Below are 17,415 nucleotides of genomic sequence, written 5' to 3' on the forward strand. Positions count from 1 at the left end.
GGTATCGGTGGATCCGCGATTCAGTGGTGTACCCACAATTCGACAAATTGGGGCTGTAATGCAACGCTGTCGGCGTTTACGGTGAAGTCATTATTCCGTCCACCGAGAACCGCCCATGTCCCCGCGCCTGGATTACTACAACGCTTCGCCCAAAGCGATGAAAGCGATGATTGCCATGGAGGCGCTGACTGCCAACCTCAGCATCGAACAGCCGCTGCTGCAACTGATCCGGATCCGCGCCTCACAGCTCAATGGCTGCGCGTTCTGCACCGACATGCACTCGGTGGATGCGCGGCGGGCCGGGGAGAGTGATCGGCGTTTGTATGCGATCGCGGTGTGGCGCGACAGCAACTTCTTCAACCCGCGCGAGCGTGCGGCGCTGGGTTGGGCGGAGGCGGTGACGTTGTTGGCGGAGAGCCGTGTGCCTGATGAGGTGTATCAGCAGGCGCGCGAGCAATTCAGCGAAGGCGAACTGGTCGACCTGACCATGGCCGTGACCACCATCAACAGTTGGAATCGCCTCGCGGTGAGCTTCCGCCAAACCCCAAGCGACTGAACACCCATGATCGTTCCCACGCTCTGCGGGGGAATGCCTCAACGGACGCTCCGCGTTCGGCTCCGGATGGGGCGCGGAGCGTCCCGGGCTGCATTCCCACGCGGAGCGTGGGAACGATCAAGATCAAAATCATTGCGGTGGGCGTTGTGGTTTCACCGAGGTGCCAAAGGTATTGCCCATCCGCGTGCTGGTCGCGGCAGGTGTCGCGAGGCCAACCTGATTCGGCGGCCGCTTATTCACCGGCACATTCAGCGCCTCCTGATTCTTCTCCGCCGCCGCAGCGCCTTCCGGGTTGTTGCCCATCTGCTGGCTCAGACAATCGTAATTCGGCGCCTTGTAGCCACCGACAGTCACCTCGACACAGCCCAACGGCTGCTCGGCATAGGCGCTCGACAGCGCCATCAACAACAGCCCGCCAAGGCTCAATCGCCACAGTGTTTTCATGCTCGCCTCCTGGCCGGCCCAAAGGGGCCGCGCTATGGCTTGAGTCTAGTGCAAGCCGTGCGCAATTCCCGTGATGGTTTTTTTGCACCGCCCGTCACACCAGATTCATAAACAGCCCTCAGGATGACGATTTCCAAGGATTCGTCAGCCGTGCAGCGAGGCAATTCCACGGACGGTTTTCAGCGTTCAACGAGGCTTGTGCGCCGGATGTGTCTGGGGTGGCTGCTTGGCTGTGCGGCGGGCCATGCCATGGCCGATGCGGTGCCGGCGGACCTGCGGATGACGCTGCACATTCCGGCACAGGATCTGGCCCGCGCGCTGGATCAGTACAGCCACGCCACTGGCGTTGCGGTGCTGGTCGACAGTCAGTTGAGTCGCGGTCGTCGCTCGTTGGCGGTGGACGGTGAATACACCGCCGCCGATGCCCTGCGTCGGTTGTTGGGTGGCAGCGGATTGATGGCGCGTTACGCCCGCGACGATGCATTTACGTTGCAAGTGGCGCAGGTCGAAGACGTACCGGCGCCGGCGCAAAAACAGACGCCGGAAAGCGTCGCGGTCAACCGCAGTTACGCCACGGCAGTGCAAGCGGCGATCGAACGCAACCTGTGCCGCTCGCCGCTGACCCGGCCGGGCAGTTATCGCGCGGTGTTGCAGGTCTGGGTCGGCCGCGACGGCTTGGTGCAGCACAACCGGTTGGTCACTTCGACCGGTGATGTACGGCGCGACAACGCGCTGGTGGAAAGTTTTCGCAACCTCAAAATCGACCGGCCGACGCCCAGCGCCTTGCGTCAGCCGGTCACGTTGCTGTTGTTACCGGAGTCGTCAGGAAAACGCATGGAATGCACCAAATGGGAAGGAGTTTCCGGGGGATGAAAGACACCGGACAAGGTTCGATGGTCCAACTGTTCCTGACGTCCTACGAGGACTTTCGGGTGCGTCTGCGCAGGCGTCTCGGTTCGGAAGATCTGGCCAACGACGTGCTGCACGAAACCTACCTGCGCGTCGACCGCATGGAGACGCCGCCGAACGTCCTGCGTCCCAACGCCTACCTCTATCGCATGGCCCTGAACATCGCCGCCGACCGCCGCCAAGCCGACGCGCGCCTGCTCACCGGCGAGGAAGTCGAGGAACTGCTGCAAATCGGCGACGAAGCCCTCGACCCGGCGCGAGTAGTGGGCGGGCAGAAGGAAATCCAGTCGCTGCTCAGTGCGTTGTACGAGCTGCCCGCACGGCGCCGGAAGATCTTCATCGCGGCGCGTCTGGAAGAGGCGCCGCATCTGGAAATCTCGCAACGTTTCGGCATTTCTACGCGCATGGTCGAGAAGGAAATCAAAGCCGCACTGGGCTTCTGCGCCGCAAAACTGGAAAGAAAAGTGTTTCAGCGGTTCGGTCGCGGGGCCGGAAAACCGTCTTCTGAATAGTGCCCGATCAATTCGTTGAGAATCTGCGCGTTTGAACATCTTTCGACTGACACCTGCCGAGCCATCGGCGGCCGACAATCTGCACAGCGAAGCCCGCGACTGGCTGGTCCTGCTGACCTCCGGCCGCGCCACCGTGGCCGACGCCCGAGCCCTGCGCGAATGGTGCGCCCGGAGTGCCGAGCATGCCCGCGCGTTCGAAGATGCCAAGCGGTTGTGGCAGCAACTGCAACCGGCCGTGGAGCAAATGCAGGCGCCGCGTGGGTTTGGTCGACGTGCTTTTCTCGGTGGGGCGATTGCTGCGTCGGCGGCGTTTTTGCTGGTGCGCGGGACGATTCCCGGTGGTTTTGAAGGGCTGGGCGCGGACTACATCACTGAAGTTGGCCAGCAGCGTCGTTTCGAACCGGCGCAGGGTGTGAGCCTGGAGCTGAATACTCAGACGCGGATCAATCAGCGTGCAGTGTCTGACGGTGTGCAGGGTTTTGAGCTGGTCAGTGGTGAAGTTGAAGTGCAGACCGCGCGCTTGCCGTTGGCGATGCAGGCTGGGGGAGGGTGGTTGCGTGCCAGTCAGGGGCGGTTCAACTTGCGTAACACGGATCAGCAAGTTTGCGTGACCTGTCTTGATGGCGCGGTTGAAGTGGATGTTGAGGGGCGTAGTCTGCGTCTTGAGTCGGGGCAGCAGGTGACTTACGACGCGCGGCAGGTTGGCAGTGTGCAGAGCGTCGACACGGCGGCGGTGATGAATTGGCGTCAGCAAGTGTTGGTGTTTAACGGCGCTACCCTGAGTCAGATGATCGACGAGATCAATCGGTATCGGCCGGGGATGTTGTTGCTGCTTAATCGTGAGCTTGGGCAGCGGCGGGTGCAGGCACGCTTTAGCCTTGATCAACTTGCTGGCGTTGCATTGCTGATTCGGGATGCTTATGGCGTCAAATGCACTGAGCTGCCGGGTGGCGTCGTTGTTTTGAGCTAGTGGGTTTGATTGGGTACATATCCGTTGCTGCGGTAACGGCGGCTTAGGGTTCCGCCCTTACGGCGGGTCACTTTTGACAAACGCCTCAAAAGTAACCAAAAACGCTTGCTCCTACGTCCGGCCCGCTCGCTAAAGCTCGGGGTTCCTTCGCTCCGGGATCCATCCGGGCTCATCGCCTACGGTTTGCTTCGCTGCACCTCCTCTCGATGCATTTGGCTGCGCCAAACGGTCGCTGCGCTCCCACCCCCGGATGAATCCCTCCACTCAGCCTTCCGACGTCGCCCGTGGATCAAGATCAAGATCAAAAGCTGCAGCTGAGCTAACGCTCATCCTGTTGAGTGGGGCGGCTTTGCCGCTTGGGTTGTACGCACATTAAAAACTGTGGGAGCGAGCTTGCTCGCGAAGGGGCCTGCCAGCCAACCTATCCCCAACTGACTCCACCCATTCCCACTGTGGGAGCGAGCCTGCTCGCGAAGGCGGCCTGCCAACCAACCAATCCCCCACTGACCTCACCCAATCCCTGTAGGAGCGAGCCTGCTCGCGATGACGGCCTAACAGCTAACCAATCCCCAACTGCCTGCCCCGAATACCTGCGGGAGCTGGCTTGCCAGCGATGGCGGCCAGCCAGCCAGCCCATCTCTCTTGGGGGCTGTCGTCATTCAGCGTGATGGACGCGGCCTTCGATAATCTGGTCAGGAGGACAGGTTAGCCCGAAACAGATCTACCAGCTCTCGAAGACCTGGCGGCATTTGTCGACGTCCAGGGTAGTAAATATAAAATGCGGGTTCGATGGGAGCCCAGTCCGGGAGCACAATTTGTAGCTCGCCGCGAGCGAGGTAAGCACTGACACGTTCTTCGAGGCAGTAGGTGATGCCTCGATCGGCTAGTGCCATCTCAATTCCGAAAGTGGTTTCGTTCACGCATAGCTGTCCAGGAACATCGATGGCCTGATGGTCGCCATCCTTTTCAAAATCCCACCGGTAGATGACACCGTTACCCGTTCGAATCTGGATGCAGTTGTGGTTCTTCAAGTCCTCGGGAATCACGATACGAGCATTAGCGTTCAGGTATCTAGGCGAGGCCACCGCTACCCATCGCAACTCTTCGCTAAGTCGCACGGCAATGTAGTCTTCGGGAATCGTGTTGCCGAAACGGATGCCGGCGTCGAAGCCTGCCGAAACGATGTCCACCATCCTGTCGTCAACTGCGACTTCTACTGAGACCTCAGGATAGGCCTCCAGAAATAACGGAAGAAACTTCGTGAACAGTAGGCGTGCGCCGTCAGCCAAGACGTTGAGCCGAAGTCGGCCGGAAGGTCTGTCTCTGTGGCGATCCAGCGCTGCCAGAGCGCCGCTTATCTCGGTAAAACCCACGGTCAATCGCTTTGCAAGCGCGGCTCCTGCGTCGGTTGGAGACACCGTCCTGCTCGTCCGATTCAGCAGCCGAACGCCGAGCCGACTTTCCAGATTGCGGATGGCATGACTCAGCGCTGAGGTCGTGATACCGAGTTCGACCGCCGCATGGGTAAAGCTTCGCATCCTTTCAACGGCGAGAAAGGAATTCAGATCGGCGAGGTCTGCACGAGAAAGCCGTGCGGTAGGCAGTACAGGCATGACGTATCCATGGTTGAGCTGAATTCAAAGGCTGATGCAATCTCGCTAATCAATTGCGCGATTCATCTCGGTTACTATTAATTTCACTCAACGATCGCTTCGTCAACCCTAAGGGTGGTGTCCGTACTGTGTTCCATATCTACCTGACCGTTGCTTACCTCTATGTTCTTTGGCGCTTCATCGTCCCGCTACCTGTCGGTCGTGGTTGGCGTGCGCTGTTGGCGGTAGGGCTGCTCATCATTTCGAAGTACCACCTTATTCTCATCGCCGTTTACGGAACGATGTTTTCCCCTGAGGTGCCTCGTGCAGCGGTCTTGGTTGCAGGCTGGCTGTTCTGTGCGTTTGTACTGGTGATGGTGCTGACGCTGGTCACCGATTTGATCTGTGCAGCCCTTGCGATCAGGCGCACGGTGGTTATGAAAGACGTGTTTGATGGACGACTCCGTTCCGCAATCGCACTAGCAGCGCTCCTGCTTTCAGCCGTGGGTGTTTATCAAGCAGTGCAGGTGCCTGGCGTTCATCGCGTTGAAGTAACGGTGCAGCACCTGCCTCGATCACTGGATGGCTTACGGATCGTCCAGTTGACTGACTTGCACATCAGCCGCCTATTCCAGGCTGATTGGGTTGAAGGAGTCGTGTCTCGCGCCAATGCACTGAATGCCGATGCCATTCTGATCACCGGTGATCTCATAGACGGCACCGTCGAAGCTCGTAAGAACGACGTCGCACCGCTGAGCAAGCTCACTGCTCCACTGGGTGTAATTGCCATTCCTGGCAACCACGAATACTACTTCGACGCAGACCAATGGATCGCGGAGTTCAAGCGTTTGGGCATGCAGGTTCTGGTGAATGAGCACGTCATCCTGCGTAAAGGCGCAGACCAGTTAATCGTCGCAGGCGTAACTGACGAGGCTGCTCCAGCTTATGGCCATAAAGGCCCGGACTTGGCTGAAGCCCTCGCCGGCGCTCCAAAAGATGTGCCCACGATTCTTCTAAAACATCGCCCCCAAGGTGCACCGGATTCGGCGGCTGCTAGCGTCGGTTTGCAACTGTCCGGACACACCCATGGGGGCATGATCACCGGCTTGGACTTGGTAGCCGGATATGCCAATCAGGGTTTTATCTCCGGCCATTATGACGTCGGCAAGATGAGGCTTTACGTCAGCAATGGCACTGCCTTGTGGAACGGTTTTCCAATCCGCCTCGGTGTGCCCGCCGAAATTACTGAGATTGTCCTGCGGGCCAGTCCGACGCTTAACGAACATCCAGTCAGGAGAACATTCTTGTGAATCATCCAGCCATTCGTAGCGGTGCCGTTGCGGTCATTACCGGGGCTGCAGTTGGCATTGGTTACGCCATTGCGCGGCGGGTTGCCAGCGAGGGAATGAACGTCGTTCTTTTTGAGCGCGATGCGTCTGCATTGGACGTTGCGATCAAGACATTACGCAATCAATTTCCTGACGTGAACCTGCTGGTGATCAAGGGCGATGTCACGTCCGAAAGCGATCTTCACCATCTCTACGAAAGGTCATGTGAATTCGGTGAAGTATCCCTACTGGTGAATAACGCAGCCATCAACACGGGGTCGGGGCCATGGGAAGGCCTGGCCCAATGGCGAATGTTGATGGAAATCAATTTCTGGAGTGTGTTGACGCTACAGCAGCTTTTCGTAGATACGATGTTTTCCCAAAGCGGCGCAGCCGCCATCGTCAACCTTGGCTCGAAGGAAGGCATCACTACTCGTCCTGGAAACGCGGCGTACTCGCTTTCAAAAGCTGCGGTCAAAGTCCTTACCGAGCAGTTAGCCCATGAGCTACGCGAGAAGGTGGGTGACCGTGTAACCGCTCACCTTCTGATACCTGGATACACGTTCACACCTATGAATTTCCCAGGTATGACCCGTGATACGCAAAAGCCGGACAGTCCATGGACAGCCGATCAAGTCGCAGATCGCATGGTCGAGAAAATGGCTGAGGGCGACTTCTATATTTTCTGTGAAGACAACGAAGCCAGCTGGGAACTGGATCAGCGCCGCATGCAGTGGGCAGCAGATGACATGATCCAGAACCGTCCAGCGCTTTCTCGCTGGCACGAAGATTACGCAGATGAATTCACCGATTACATCGCGGATATCGTCCACAAGTAGGCCGGCGACTACGACCCGGTAAGCCCATTCTTGGCACCTCATCCAGACAGGTGCCACTGCGTTGCATTTTTAAAGCGTGCCTTCGGTATCGCTTCATCGGAGGCATTGTTCATGACCAGTCAATCCAGTATCGATACGAGCACTTCACAGTCCCGTCCGGCCATTGACGTCCCACACGGCACAGGCACGGCCATCGCCATACTTGGCCTCGGCGGCCTATTCATCGGTACGGGTGAGTTTGCGTCCATGAGTTTGCTTCCCGGTCTGGCGTCGAGCACGCACGTTTCCATACCGGTTGCAGGCGGTTACATCACGGCCTACGCCCTTGGCGTTGTGGTCGGCGCGCCGCTCATTGCAATCCTCGCCGCACGCTGCCCTCGCAAGGCTCTATTGATCGCATTACTTGCGCTTTTTGCGATTGGATATGGGGCAAGCGCCGTCGCCTGGAATCATGCAACTTTGCTAGGTGCGCGTTTCCTGGCCGGTCTGCCGCATGGCGCTTACTACGGTGTCGCCTGCCTGGTTGCCGCGACCATGGTCGCTGAAAATCGAAAAGCTCAAGCTGCCGGCTATGTTATGGCGGGATTGGCGGCGGCCAATGTCGTAGGTGTTCCAACTGCCACGTGGATCGGTCAGCTCTTCGGATGGCGGGGCGCGTTTGCGCTGCTCGCTGCGGGTGGAGTCATTGCCATCGTTCTGTTTTGGATATTTATCCCGACCATCCCCCGCGACGAGTCTGCGAGTCCGAAATCCGAACTCGCTGGTCTCAAAAAGCCTCAGCTTTGGCTAACGCTGGCTACAGCTTCAATCGGTTTCGGCGGGATGTTTTCGGTGTATAGCTACATTACCCCGACCTTGACTGAAGTGACTGGTTTTACATCCGGCCAGGTGCCAATGGTCTTGGCGGTCTGGGGCATAGGCATGATTGTTGGCAACCTGATTGGCGGCTGGCTGGCTGACCGCGCGCTGGTTCCTGCGATCTTCTACATCATGATCTGGAACGCGGTGTTCCTGGCGGGCTTCTCCGTTTTCGCATCCTCTGGGATCGGCACTCTGGCTGTACTGTTTTTAATCGGATGCGGCTTCGCACTGGTACCCGCACTCCAGGTACGTCTGATGAATGTTGCCGGTGAAGCTCAAACACTTGCCGCGGCCCTCAACCACAGCGCATTCAACATATCCAACGCGGTCGGTGCCTCGCTTGGTGGCCTCGCCATTGCCGGCGGACTCGGCTGGGCATCAACGGGCTGGGTTGGCGCAGGCCTGGCCGTTCTCGGCATCATGTTTTTCGCTGTTTCGATTGGTGTTGAAAAGCGTTCCATGGCGACCAGCGCTGCAACATCGTCAACGTGAAGGCCGGATCTTATGCGGTGAGTCCATTGCGTCGAGCCATCGTCCGAACAGGAGATTGATTCACGGTAAAGCCACAGATGACCATTCAACTATCTGACGCACAGCGAACTGGTTTACCAGCGATGGCGGCCTGACAGCCGGGCAGTTTGTCCTGATGAGCACAGATCTCGTTGAAGTTGCCGTAGGCGGAACGGCTCAATTAAGTGGGCCAATCACCTGCCGATATTTCTCCACCCCCTGTGGCGTCTGCCGAGTCAACCGAATCTCCAGCCCTTGTGGATCCTCCTGCCGGTTGCCGCTCAGTTGTCGCCAGCCTTTATCGATTTCCCAAACGCGTACTTGCGCATCGCTGACTTCGTTCAACACCGCCACCCCAGCCGTTGGCGCGGGCAGTGGATATTGACTGCGCGCCGGGGCCACCGCGCGGTACAAAGTGTCGCCCTTGACCCACCACCGCACCCGCTGCAACGCCCCCGGCTGATCCGCCGCCGTACGAATAATGTCCAGCCGAAACCCCTTACTGTCGCTACTGCGCACAGTCAAAGCGGGCGGGGCGCTCGGCGGCTCATCATCCACCCCAACCTTCCTCGGCTCGGTCAACTCAACCCCCGCGCGCATCTCCACATCCCCCTGCAACTGATTCAGCGCCCGCAACAAACCGTCACTCTGCTCACTGCTGGCCTGCAAATGACTGTCCGCCCGCGTCACACTGTCCAGCCCCCGCCAGGCAATCAGACTCACCACCGCCATCAACAGAATCGCGACCATCACCTCAATCAACGTAAACCCTTGCTGGCGCTTCATTGCAGGCTGATCCTTCCACTGCCATCACGCAGCACACTCAAGCGATTCAACCCATCCGACAACGTCAATTGCAGCGGCGGATTAATCCACTCAGCGTTCAGCACAACCCTCTGTTTCGGCTCCACCCGCACCTCCATCTTCGGACTCTGCCAGGCACGCGGCCGCAACTGCGGATCCTGCGCGAAATGATCAAACCCCTTGCCACTGTCACTGCGCCGACTAAAGCGAAACCCCTTGGCATCACTCACCCACACAATCGGCCGACCATCCGCCCGCGCCTCCGCCTGCGCCACCTGCAGCAACTGCGCCACACGCTCGGCATCCTTGCGCAGCAACTGCAAAGGATCGGGCTTGATACTCAAGCTGATCGCCGCACTGGCGATGCCGATGATCACCAGCACCACCATCAACTCGATCAGCGTAAAACCCTGTTGCCTGTTCATCGTGCGCGCGCTCCTTTGCGTCCTGCGCCATCGTGCACGGCCAACATGTAAGGCGTGTGAAATAAAACGGAGAGAATTGCCGCGTAGGCTGACAGCAGGGATAAAAAGGAGATTCAACCCATGACCTTCACCGCACGCTTTTCCCCACCCCAAATGGTTCAGGCACTCGCACTGCTCGCCGCGCTGGTAGGCGTGGCGACATGGTCGTCGCTGCTGCTGACCTCCGCCGAATCACACACCCCGGCAGCGGCCCCGCAATTGCTGGTAGCGCGCAGTGATAGCCCGGCGTTGCAGTGGTTTTCCAATCAAACGGCGCCGATGGATATCAAGGTGAGCGGGGTGATGGCGGGGAGTCGGGGGGCGGTGGCGATACTGAGCCTGAACGATGGGCCGCCGAGGAGTTTTTTGCAGGGGGAGAAGGTGGGGCCTGGGGTGAGGTTGGTGGCGGTGGAGGGGGATGGGGTGGTGATTGAGCAGGGTGGGGAGAGGGTGAGGTTGGGGGTGGAGAGGTTGGCGGAGGGGGTGGTGTTGCCTAGGTTGGTGAGGCCGTGATTTGGAAGGTCGAAATTAGTTATTTCTGCTGTTTAATCGAGACCAGTTCAAGCGCCGCTGCAAAAAAAGGAAGCGGACAAGCAAGGGGGGCTCGTTGTTGCATAAGGCCCGAAGCAGGTAATCGCGTAAATGCCCGATATCGGGCCAGATGCTGACTTTTACCTAAGGGGTGCTCCTGGCCAAAGTCGTCCACTAATTTCAATGTGAAAACGAGTCAAAGGCCTGCTCTCAGACCAGTCTATAAAGGTAAATACTGATGGACATTAGAGTTCCGTTTGGATATTTTCAGCGCTCAAGGGAATGCCTTTTGGTGGCTGAATGAAACGCAAATTACAAGTTTTTATATCTAGCACTTATCTCGATTTAATTGAAGAGCGTCAAGCGGCGGTGAGTGCTATTTTAAAAGCTGGGCATATCCCAGCAGGGATGGAGCTTTTTACAGCGGGCGATCGATCACAGCTAGATACTATTAATTCATGGATTGATGAATCTGATGTGTACATGCTCATTCTCGGGGGAAGATATGGTGCCGTAGAACCTATATCAAATGTTAGCTATACAGAGCTTGAGTTCGATTACGCGGCATCTCAGAATAAACCGATGTTTGCGGTTGTCATTAAAGATGATGCTCTTGAGGCCAAAATACGCGCTTATGGTACCGGGTTTTCCGAGAAGGTAAATCCAAAAGAGCTAACGCTTTTTCGTACAAAGGTTCTTAGTCGTATCTCTTCATTTTTTGAGGATGTGAAAGATATTAAGCTTTGTGTGCATGAGACACTTGCGGATTACTCAACAAATAGAGAGCTATCAGGCTGGGTGTCTGGAAATGAAATAGTGGATTCCAAGCCATTGATGGAAGAGATAAACAAACTATCTAGCGAGAATACCGATCTAAAAGAGAAGATTAGTCAGCTTGAACATCGCTTGGCTACCATCCCGGCCCCCAACAAAGAAGACTTCCCTAAATTTGACGAACTGAAAGATGCCTTGTCAAAAACAAATATCAATTTACCAAAAGATCTTGTGGAGGGAGGTGAAGATGTTGAAATTACCTTGCTGAAAGCATTAGATGTAGCGAAAGATGCTCTTATAACAGGCGTTACTAATAGAGCGGGAATGTCCGACTATCATCGCTTTGTTTTTTTCAATATAAGCCCGAAGCTGCAAATTCACGGACTGGTTGATAACGAGAAAGTTGCAGGGGTTCAGTATCGCCGTTGCTACGTAACTCCCCTGGGGTTAAAGTTCTTGGCGTATCTTGAAAAATCAAAACTAAAGACCGTTACGAATGAAGGGGGCTGATCTGTTTTTTGAAAAATAATTCTTTCTCCTTTTTTTGGAGTTTGTGTTTGCTTTCAGCTAGAAGTAGATCGTCCTGAGTGTCTGCTGCCTCTCAGTCCGGTAGACAAGTACAAAGCGGACAATTTAAACAGAAGTATGAGTTGTAGAAATACTCAGTAGCTGATGGGGAGTGCAGCCTGTTTGAAGTGTTTCTGAATGAGGTTAGATGCTTTTCGGAAAATTCTAGGAGCAAAAAATCTCGTATTGGATGGTATGGGCTGAATGATAAATCTTTTCAATAATAAGAGTGAAGAGTGTTGGTTTTTAAGGCGTATTTAATCTTTGTATCTGTCTTTTAGATATCCTGCTACATGTTCGATTTCTGGGTAAATAGTAGATCTGGTTATTCCTAGGGATTCAAGTTGTTCTAGGATCTTAATTTTGTCGCCTCCCCGAATAATTATTCTGAACTCATCGCTTGTTAGCAAATATTCCTCAGGTACTGCGGAGGGCTTACTTTTCTCTCCATCAACTCCAAAGAGAAGAAAGGCTCCATCCTGTTTTATTATTCTGGGGTTATCAAGTACTGGTTTAACGCAGACTACTGAAGAGATATCTATGGGGTTGACTCTTGCCACAAAATAAGGTTTCTCTCTTTGTATTTCTCTAACGAGCTTTATTACGTCGTCGTCAGAGTTGAAATCATTTTGGTTAAGACCTAAAGGAAAGCGAGTATGCTGCGGAAGGCGACCAATGTTCGAGATTAAACTAACTCGGTCGCTGTCATAATATCTTATCTCTTTTTTTGGAATTTTAAATACGACGACCTCGGCATCAGTGGAGCCGCCATCAACGCATGAAAAATATAACGCGATTAGTGGGTTTGTTGTAATGTCCAGTAATCGCGTTGGGAGTGCGTAATGTTGCATTTTTACTAAAGTGTTGAATGTCGGGCCGGAAAGTTGAAAATCATTCGGGCAGCGTAAAACTAGCTCCTGAAATATCACATGCTCATTTCTAATCCATCCAGAATTTCTATATAAGCTTGGTAGTAGTTTGTACGAGGCATCACCATGACCTCTGAAAAAAATCACTGCCCCTGAATCTTGAGGTAGAGATTCGATAGCAGTTATATAGGTTCTTACACTACCGATTTTCTGTGCAACTCTTGAACCCCCCAGCACATCGACGACAAGCGCATCGGAGGTTCCGTACTTCCTAATAGATTCGATTCCACGCTCTAAAGAAGCATCGCTTGAATATAACTGGCTGGAACCAAGAATGGCTCCATTTTCAGCCACTAAATTAAAATATGGCTTGCCACTACTGGATAGTCTTTTTATGATTTTATCCGCTCGGCTGGAACTGGACATGGATTGTTGGATTGCTGACTTTACGTCATTATAATTTGTTAGTTGTTCGCCAACTACGACTGTCTCGTGGTTTGGCGCCTTCAAGGTGTAGTAATAATTGCCGTTGCTGGATTTTTTTATCTCGTACCTGCCCATGTGTTCTCCTTTGTTTTTGATTGTTTTAGTGAGGCGTAGTCTGTGAGGGGGATATTAATGCTACATGTTTTAGTTGTTAAGGTGGTCGCCAAATAGGCGAGAGTAGGCGGTGTTGTTTTTTCTGAAGTTGACTGCTAGGGGGCCAGTTAAAACTATTGGTGAGTTCGGCGTGTGGAGCAGGGCAAAGGTTATCTTATAGAACAATAAAAACATAAACCAACAGTGCGCGTAGGTAGTGATCGACGCAGCACTACTTCGAAAAGGCGCGATGGATTTTGCATGGGCGCGATCGTTTCGAAACGCATAGCCGAGGCCACTAACTAAAAAAAACAGAACCTCGGATTTAGTTAGTTGAACGAATGAGGATTGCAATGACACTCTCTCAAGTCTGATAATTCTGCGTATTAGGGACGCTCCATTACGGCGGTCTTTCATGTTTTTGTAATCATAATTTGTCGATAAAAACTCCAAAATGGTCTGGAGTGAGGTGCTGATAACTGGTGGATTACCATTCGAAAAAAGCAGACGTTTAGCGTAGCTAGATAATTGAATTTGATTGCTGGTCGTGTAGCTGTATGGGCCAGATTCACATATTCTCTTCAGTAGATACTCGCATGTTTGAAAAGGAATGTTTTCAGTCAATTCAAAAAAGGCATCTGAAACATCTTTCTCCAATAAGAAGAGTCCGTCGATAGCGGGGCAAACAATATTTCTGAGCTCATTGGTAATGTTGCCTTGGCCTCCAATCGCCTGCGACGTCAAGTATTCAAAGCTTCGCCAAATCCAATCGAATGCGTGATCCGGTCTGAGCGGTAAACTATCTAAAGCATCCAGCATGTAGGAAACACAAATATGTAGGTGTTTATCGCTCGTGTTGGGAAGTTCATATGGGAAAAATAACTCCGATAGCTCTGTGTTGCCGAGCCGGATCTTAAATTTTTCTTCAGCATCAGACGTCAATGTCTGTGGCCACAAATTGAATTGATCGATACGGCGCTTTTTCATGGTATATATCCTTATAAGTTAAAATAACTAGCGCGGTATTTCTTCAGGCGCCAAGTTTAAATTTTATTAATTTCAACGGTCACGCTTTTCACTTCAGCCTTGTACTTTGTATGTGGATGGCAAGAAGCTACCCAATTGCCATCATCTTGTCTACCGGTTGCTTTTCGTGGAGGCATCTTGGGCGTACATCTATCCAATGCCGATTCCAGGCGCTAAAAACGATCAAGCACCTGAAATGTAATCATCGGTAGGTTTCGTGCAGTGATGACAACGTCCGTGGGGTACTCATCCTGAAAGCTATTGCACGGGAAGAAGGGTAGTCGTAGAACCAAAGTCAAAGGGATAAGGGGACGGATCTATTCAATGAGATGTGATGCAATGAGGTCTCGATAAACACCAATGTTTAAAAAGACATTTCCAAACACTCTCCCAGGCTACACATCCTTGCGCCTTTGCCTACAGCTACGCCAGAATCCGCCGGCTTGTGCGCCTTGGGGGCGGGTTCTATTGTGGTGCGGTCGCTGACGCATCAGCGATCGGATTTGACCGTCCGCCCAACATCAAGGCGCGCCAGCGTTCTGCACGTGTTCAGGCATTGTCTGAAATCATGTCGCGGTGGCTGTGCGTGGGACACCTTCGGGTGTGCCGGATTCCTTGATGTCCGGTCGGTCAACCCGCGTACAGCTGCCACCCTGTTTGTTTGACCGCGAACGGTGGCGGCTCCAGTCATCAAGGAGCTTTACCATGATCAAACCAACACCCAACCCGCCCGAAACCGCCTCGGTTTCCCCCTACGAATCCATCGATTCCCAAAAACTCCACGAAGCCGCCGACCGCGCGCTCGACCATTACCTCTGCCCACCCGGTTCCACGCCGCCCCCACGTAAAAACCGTGGGATGTACGCCGTGACGGCGGACAACAAAACCGAAGAACTGCTGGTCGATGCCAGTGCAACACTCGCTTCGGCCAAAACCATCGCCCAGAACGTCTCCAGCCTGTTGCCGGCATCGCAGCGTCAGGCGCTGGCGGGGATTGCGCAGTTGATCATGCTCGGGGAGTTGGCGGTGAATCGGGCGCTGGATAATTTGCAATTGCCGGAGTGATGCGGGTGTCGGGATCACCTGGTTTGATCGGGTGTTCATTCTGACGCTTTCGCGAGCAGCCTCGCTCCCACAGGGTTTTGTGCTGATTGCAGATGTTGTGTTCGGCGGTGAGATCTGTGGGAGCGGGTCGGTTACTTTTCTGCGCCGTCTTCATGTGGTTTGTTGCTGCTTTCGGCATTGCGCCTGGAAAAATCAGCGGCGGATCTATTCAAGGAGGGAGGTGATCGACCACCACCCTCACGGGTGATGGTTCGATGCTTAACACAGGTTAGATATTCGGGGTGTAAGAGAAACTCTGCGAAGCTTCGGTATCGGTGAATGGCGTAACGCGAGTTTTCTTGTTGAACAGGCCATTGACGACCGAGCCGGGGAACATTTCGACGGTGTTGTTGAACAGTTCGACGTTGCGGTTGTAGATGGTGATGGCTGCGCCGACGTTCTCTTGTTGTTCGGCAATTTCACGCATCATGTTGTTCGCCGCTTCCGATGCTTTCAGGTCAGGGTAGGCCTCGAAAGCGATGCGCAGGCCACCCATCAGTTCCCTCGAGGCGGTTTCAACTTTGGTGAGGGCATGGCCGTCCGCTCCAGCAGGCAGGGCGTGGACCGCGCTGCGCAGGCCGGTGATTTTTTCGAGGAGGCTGGCCTCAAAGACCATGAAGTCGGCGAGCACATTTTGAAGCTGATCGAGCACCTTGGTCTTCTGGCGTTCGTAAACGAGGACGTCCGACCATGCACGTTGTACTGAGTTGTGTCCCCCGATGATGTCGTTGTAGATGCCCACGCCCACTAAGATGATGACGACGGCGATAACAGCGGAGAGGATGAGTGCAATGTCCATGGCTTACTTCTCTTTGCGTTTTTTTGGGGGAGTGGCGGTCAAGGTAAAGTTGTCATCGTGCAGTTCAGTGAGTGCATGGCTCCATTGGAGCACAGACATCAGGCGCGGCAGATCGACACCTGCATCAATCTCTGCGTAAAACTCCTTGGGTGATGCCAGCGAATACTCGGCTCGGAACGCGAGCAGGTCTTTGCTGGCGAAGCTGAGGCAGAGTTGGCCCTCGTCGGAGAACTCCAGGTTCGGACGATTGAGGATGCCGAATAGCTTCAGCAAGTGGAGCACCGTCGCAGGTTTGATGAACTTCGCACAAAGTATCTCGCTGCTACCGGTCAAACAGAACGCTTTATTGAAATCCGGTGAAGCCGTGTCCATGGGCCACGGATAGTCGTTCTCTGATTGGTCATCAGATCTGACGGATATCCCGGTGACCCATGGAAAGTCGATGATCAGACTGTATCGGTCGTGGTGGTCATACACCACTCGCGTCTCCTTTCTGGTTTTTCCGTCTTTGTCGGTTACCGTGACTTGCACTGTTTGTTTGTTGACGTAGTGCAACTGGTAGTACTTGTAAGGGATTTCGCGCAGCGTGCCGGTAAATACACCTTCTATCGATTCGACCAACTCGCGGCTGTAGTTGCCCCGGCTGTAATCACTAAATTGCGCATCCAGCTCGTCGAGGGTCCAGTCCGAATCTTCTTCGAGGAAAATCAATTCGTTGTGGAACCAGGATGACAGTTCAGCAATTCTGCGGCTGAGCGAAGGCAAGCGATCAGCTTTGGAACTCATCCATTGCAGACTCCCACCGGTTGTCACGATACCGAGCACACCCATGACCACGGCGAACAAGACGGGGTCAATTTGCAGACGGTAAAAAAGAGAAGCGACGATATAAGTGTTCGCATACACAGGAGAGACCACTATGCTCGCAATCAAGAACACGCCGGTACCGAAAAACCACCATGCGCGTGTGCGATCAAATTCGAGCGGGCCATCGTACGAGGCGAACTCGTGGATCACCTTCAATAGGTCGGCTTTGGATTCAGCGCTGTCAATACTGGCTTCGTTTACAGCCAGCAACTCGTTAAATCTCGCGTTCTGCGATGGGTTGGCCATGTCAGGTATCCATTGATTCAGGGGTGCCTGGTGCGGGAGCAGCGGCCTGGATTGAGGATTTGGCGCTAATCATAATCTGTCAGAAATTTGAAAAAGGAGGGGACGATACCATTGTCATGGCAATGATGGCTTCTCGCCTGTTTCAGTCTGAAGGGCAAAAGCTACCCTCACCCCAGCCCTCTCCCGGAGGGAGAGGGGGCCGACCGAGTTGTCTTGCGGGGTACGTCGACCTGGAAGATTTTGGTGATTATGGTTTTGGTGAAG

Annotated in this window: 18 protein-coding genes; 10 read left to right on the forward strand and 8 right to left on the reverse strand. The window is 54.2% G+C overall.

Annotation, left to right across the window (positions count from 1 at the left end; translation table 11 throughout):
* Positions 1-115 precede the first annotated feature (115 nt).
* Complete coding sequence (locus ACW9IR_RS17415) at positions 116-556, forward strand: carboxymuconolactone decarboxylase family protein (protein WP_102902193.1); 441 nt, start codon at positions 116-118, stop codon at positions 554-556.
* A gap of 129 nt (positions 557-685) precedes the next feature.
* Here the strand turns inward: ACW9IR_RS17415 and ACW9IR_RS17420 are convergent, their stop codons facing one another.
* Entirely contained in the window at positions 686-1,000 is a 315-nt protein-coding gene (locus tag ACW9IR_RS17420; RefSeq protein ID WP_103307406.1) for a hypothetical protein, read from the reverse strand.
* 207 nt (positions 1,001-1,207) lie between these two features.
* On the opposite strand from ACW9IR_RS17420, the gene ACW9IR_RS17425 reads away from it, so the two are divergent.
* Genes ACW9IR_RS17425 through ACW9IR_RS17435 form a run of 3 tightly spaced genes read left to right on the forward strand, consistent with a single transcriptional unit; the run spans position 1,208 to position 3,391 of the window.
* Positions 1,208-1,873, forward strand: a complete 666-nt coding sequence (locus ACW9IR_RS17425; protein ID WP_457464407.1) for a secretin and TonB N-terminal domain-containing protein — start codon at positions 1,208-1,210, stop codon at positions 1,871-1,873.
* Positions 1,870-2,421, forward strand: a complete 552-nt coding sequence (locus ACW9IR_RS17430; protein ID WP_007913935.1) for an RNA polymerase sigma factor — start codon at positions 1,870-1,872, stop codon at positions 2,419-2,421. The genes ACW9IR_RS17425 and ACW9IR_RS17430 overlap by 4 nt, the downstream gene beginning before the upstream one ends.
* Positions 2,422-2,452: 31 nt before the next feature.
* Entirely contained in the window at positions 2,453-3,391 is a 939-nt protein-coding gene (locus ACW9IR_RS17435) for a FecR family protein (protein ID WP_457464385.1), read from the forward strand.
* Between the two features lie 692 nt (positions 3,392-4,083).
* Here ACW9IR_RS17435 and ACW9IR_RS17440 read toward each other — a convergent pair.
* Entirely contained in the window at positions 4,084-5,004 is a 921-nt protein-coding gene (locus ACW9IR_RS17440) for a LysR family transcriptional regulator (RefSeq protein ID WP_110721248.1), read from the reverse strand.
* A 128-nt stretch (positions 5,005-5,132) separates the two neighbouring features.
* Between ACW9IR_RS17440 and ACW9IR_RS17445 the strand changes: the two genes are divergently transcribed.
* From ACW9IR_RS17445 to ACW9IR_RS17455, 3 genes are all read left to right on the forward strand, one after another.
* Entirely contained in the window at positions 5,133-6,293 is a 1,161-nt protein-coding gene (locus tag ACW9IR_RS17445) for a metallophosphoesterase (protein WP_064392944.1), read from the forward strand.
* Entirely contained in the window at positions 6,290-7,150 is an 861-nt protein-coding gene (locus ACW9IR_RS17450; RefSeq protein ID WP_457464388.1) for an SDR family NAD(P)-dependent oxidoreductase, read from the forward strand. The genes ACW9IR_RS17445 and ACW9IR_RS17450 overlap by 4 nt, the downstream gene beginning before the upstream one ends.
* A 111-nt stretch (positions 7,151-7,261) precedes the next feature.
* Positions 7,262-8,503: an MFS transporter gene (locus tag ACW9IR_RS17455; protein WP_177430991.1), complete on the forward strand. Its 1,242-nt coding sequence runs from the start codon at positions 7,262-7,264 to the stop codon at positions 8,501-8,503.
* Between the two features lie 195 nt (positions 8,504-8,698).
* Here the strand turns inward: ACW9IR_RS17455 and ACW9IR_RS17460 are convergent, their stop codons facing one another.
* Both ACW9IR_RS17460 and gspH read right to left on the reverse strand, forming a co-directional pair.
* A complete protein-coding gene (locus ACW9IR_RS17460) occupies positions 8,699-9,307 on the reverse strand; it encodes a prepilin-type N-terminal cleavage/methylation domain-containing protein (RefSeq protein WP_457464390.1) in 609 nt (202 codons plus the stop codon).
* The gene (gspH, locus tag ACW9IR_RS17465) at positions 9,304-9,750 is read right to left on the reverse strand and encodes a type II secretion system minor pseudopilin GspH (protein ID WP_008087980.1); all 447 of its coding nucleotides are present in this window, start codon (positions 9,748-9,750) and stop codon (positions 9,304-9,306) included. The genes ACW9IR_RS17460 and gspH overlap by 4 nt, the downstream gene beginning before the upstream one ends.
* Before the next feature lie 120 nt (positions 9,751-9,870).
* Here gspH and ACW9IR_RS17470 point away from each other — a divergent pair, with 120 nt between their 5' ends.
* Positions 9,871-10,302: a type II secretion system protein N gene (locus tag ACW9IR_RS17470; protein ID WP_457464392.1), complete on the forward strand. Its 432-nt coding sequence runs from the start codon at positions 9,871-9,873 to the stop codon at positions 10,300-10,302.
* A gap of 318 nt (positions 10,303-10,620) precedes the next feature.
* Positions 10,621-11,604, forward strand: a complete 984-nt coding sequence (locus tag ACW9IR_RS17475; RefSeq protein WP_457464394.1) for a DUF4062 domain-containing protein — start codon at positions 10,621-10,623, stop codon at positions 11,602-11,604.
* Positions 11,605-11,918: 314 nt separating this feature from the next.
* Here ACW9IR_RS17475 and ACW9IR_RS17480 read toward each other — a convergent pair whose 3' ends face one another.
* Both ACW9IR_RS17480 and ACW9IR_RS17485 read right to left on the reverse strand, forming a co-directional pair.
* Positions 11,919-13,091, reverse strand: coding sequence for a DUF1508 domain-containing protein (locus ACW9IR_RS17480; protein WP_457464396.1), 1,173 nt, complete (start codon positions 13,089-13,091; stop codon positions 11,919-11,921).
* A gap of 69 nt (positions 13,092-13,160) precedes the next feature.
* The gene (locus ACW9IR_RS17485; protein ID WP_457464399.1) at positions 13,161-14,096 is read right to left on the reverse strand and encodes a hypothetical protein; all 936 of its coding nucleotides are present in this window, start codon (positions 14,094-14,096) and stop codon (positions 13,161-13,163) included.
* Between the two features lie 744 nt (positions 14,097-14,840).
* On the opposite strand from ACW9IR_RS17485, the gene ACW9IR_RS17490 reads away from it, so the two are divergent.
* On the forward strand, positions 14,841-15,200 hold the full coding sequence (locus tag ACW9IR_RS17490; protein ID WP_457464401.1) for a DUF6124 family protein: 360 nt from the start codon (positions 14,841-14,843) through the stop codon (positions 15,198-15,200).
* A 268-nt stretch (positions 15,201-15,468) separates the two neighbouring features.
* On the opposite strand, the gene ACW9IR_RS17495 is transcribed toward ACW9IR_RS17490, so the two are convergent.
* Both ACW9IR_RS17495 and ACW9IR_RS17500 read right to left on the reverse strand, forming a co-directional pair.
* On the reverse strand, positions 15,469-16,038 hold the full coding sequence (locus ACW9IR_RS17495; protein WP_457464403.1) for a LemA family protein: 570 nt from the start codon (positions 16,036-16,038) through the stop codon (positions 15,469-15,471).
* 3 nt (positions 16,039-16,041) lie between these two features.
* Positions 16,042-17,151 carry a hypothetical protein gene (locus ACW9IR_RS17500; RefSeq protein ID WP_457464405.1) on the reverse strand — a complete coding sequence of 370 codons (1,110 nt, stop codon included), beginning with the start codon at positions 17,149-17,151 and terminating at the stop codon, positions 16,042-16,044.
* Positions 17,152-17,415 lie beyond the last annotated feature (264 nt).

The organism is Pseudomonas sp. SDT291_1_S447, from assembly GCF_054070155.1.

Coding starts and splice junctions, on each gene's coding strand:
- ACW9IR_RS17495 (WP_457464403.1), bottom strand. CDS start 16,038: ATGGACATTGCACTCATCCTCTCCGCTGTTATCGCCGTCGTCATCATC.
- ACW9IR_RS17480 (WP_457464396.1), bottom strand. CDS start 13,091: ATGGGCAGGTACGAGATAAAAAAATCCAGCAACGGCAATTATTACTAC.
- gspH (WP_008087980.1), bottom strand. CDS start 9,750: ATGAACAGGCAACAGGGTTTTACGCTGATCGAGTTGATGGTGGTGCTG.
- ACW9IR_RS17460 (WP_457464390.1), bottom strand. CDS start 9,307: ATGAAGCGCCAGCAAGGGTTTACGTTGATTGAGGTGATGGTCGCGATT.
- ACW9IR_RS17485 (WP_457464399.1), bottom strand. CDS start 14,096: ATGAAAAAGCGCCGTATCGATCAATTCAATTTGTGGCCACAGACATTG.
- ACW9IR_RS17470 (WP_457464392.1), top strand. CDS start 9,871: ATGACCTTCACCGCACGCTTTTCCCCACCCCAAATGGTTCAGGCACTC.
- ACW9IR_RS17475 (WP_457464394.1), top strand. CDS start 10,621: ATGAAACGCAAATTACAAGTTTTTATATCTAGCACTTATCTCGATTTA.
- ACW9IR_RS17425 (WP_457464407.1), top strand. CDS start 1,208: ATGTGTCTGGGGTGGCTGCTTGGCTGTGCGGCGGGCCATGCCATGGCC.
- ACW9IR_RS17500 (WP_457464405.1), bottom strand. CDS start 17,151: ATGGCCAACCCATCGCAGAACGCGAGATTTAACGAGTTGCTGGCTGTA.
- ACW9IR_RS17430 (WP_007913935.1), top strand. CDS start 1,870: ATGAAAGACACCGGACAAGGTTCGATGGTCCAACTGTTCCTGACGTCC.
- ACW9IR_RS17440 (WP_110721248.1), bottom strand. CDS start 5,004: ATGCCTGTACTGCCTACCGCACGGCTTTCTCGTGCAGACCTCGCCGAT.
- ACW9IR_RS17455 (WP_177430991.1), top strand. CDS start 7,262: ATGACCAGTCAATCCAGTATCGATACGAGCACTTCACAGTCCCGTCCG.
- ACW9IR_RS17415 (WP_102902193.1), top strand. CDS start 116: ATGTCCCCGCGCCTGGATTACTACAACGCTTCGCCCAAAGCGATGAAA.
- ACW9IR_RS17420 (WP_103307406.1), bottom strand. CDS start 1,000: ATGAAAACACTGTGGCGATTGAGCCTTGGCGGGCTGTTGTTGATGGCG.
- ACW9IR_RS17490 (WP_457464401.1), top strand. CDS start 14,841: ATGATCAAACCAACACCCAACCCGCCCGAAACCGCCTCGGTTTCCCCC.